The organism is Kitasatospora sp. NPDC059571 (assembly GCF_042735675.1).
In the GTDB taxonomy this organism is placed as follows: Bacteria; Actinomycetota; Actinomycetes; order Streptomycetales; family Streptomycetaceae; genus Kitasatospora.
In genome coordinates this window covers 8,837-10,090 of record NZ_JBHWBW010000283.1, presented here as the reverse complement: position 1 = coordinate 10,090, position 1,254 = coordinate 8,837, and the positions used below count along the sequence as shown (strand labels likewise).

1 protein-coding gene is annotated in these 1,254 nt (G+C 77.2%); it reads right to left on the bottom strand.

All coding sequences use genetic code 11. The features are described from left to right. Positions 1-952 (bottom strand): serine/threonine-protein kinase (locus ACFV0G_RS26120; RefSeq protein WP_380552691.1); only part of this gene is annotated, 952 nt, incomplete at its 3' end. Positions 953-1,254: the final 302 nt, after the last annotated feature.

Genomic DNA, 1,254 nt, shown 5'->3' with positions numbered 1-1,254 from the left:
GCGGGCCGGTGCACGTGTCGGCGAACGGGTGGGCGGCGGCCGGGAACCCGGCCACCGCCGGCGGGGCGGGCACGGCGTCGGCCACGGCGGCCCCCGGGGTGTCCGAGGTGCCCGGGGCGGCCTCGGCCTCCCGGGCCAGGGCGGTGAGACCGGTCGCGACCTCGGCCGCGGCCTGCGGGCGGTCCGCCGGGTCCTTCGCCAGCAGGCCCAGCACCAGGGCGTCCAGCCCGGCCGGGACGCCGGCGCGCTGCCGGCCGGGTGCGACCGGCGCCTCGCGCAGCTGGGCGGCGAACTGGAGCGTCACCTCGCGGTCCCCGAACGGGGTCGCACCGGTGAGCAGTTGGTGGAGCAGACAGCCGACGGCGTACAGGTCGCTGCGGTGGTCGGCCTCGGCGCCGCCGCCGCGGACCTGCTCCGGGGACATCCACGGGACACTGCCGAGCGCGGTGTCCGCGCCGGCTGCCGCCTCCTGGGCGGCGCCCGCACCGGCCAGGCCGAAGTCCAGGATCCGCAGCGTCCCGTCCGCGGCGAGCAGCAGGTTGGCGGGCTTGATGTCGCCGTGCAGCAGGCCGGCCGCGTGGCCGGCCGCCAGTCCGGCGCAGACCTGGGCGGCCCAGTCGGCGGCACGGGCGACGTCCGGGACGCCGTCCGCGGCGAGCACCTCGTCCAGTCCGCGGCCGGCCACGTGGTCGGTGACCAGGTAGGCACTGCCGTTGTCGAGTCCGGCGTCCAGGACGGCGAGGACGTTCGGGTGGCCGGCGAGGACCGCGGCCGCGCGGGCACCCTCCACCAGCCGCGCGGCGTCCTCGGCGGTGGGGCCCGCGCCGGCGAGGACCTGGACGGCCACGGTCCGCTCGGCCTGCCGGTCGTACGCCGCCCAGACGACCCGGCGTCCGGGTGCGGCCAGTCGCTCCACCAGTTCGTAGCGTCCGCCGAGCAGCTGACCCGCCATGGCTCTCCCTCTCGTCGTTCCGAGCCGGCCGCGGCCGACCGAAGTGCCGATCGTCGGATGATCAGTCAAGAACCTATCCGCAGGCCGCGGACGGACGCGCACCGGCACCGGGTCCGGCGATCGACCGGGACCGGGTCCGGTGGGCCGGACCGGCTGCCGTCCGACTTCCGTAAGCACGCCGGAGCGCCTCCGGGCGGCCGCGGCGCGGTGTGATGGTGTGGGGGTCAACTCCACCGACACACACCACCGAGTGCCACCGCGGATCGACAAAACGCTGCACGCCCAGCCCAGTGGGAGTTGAG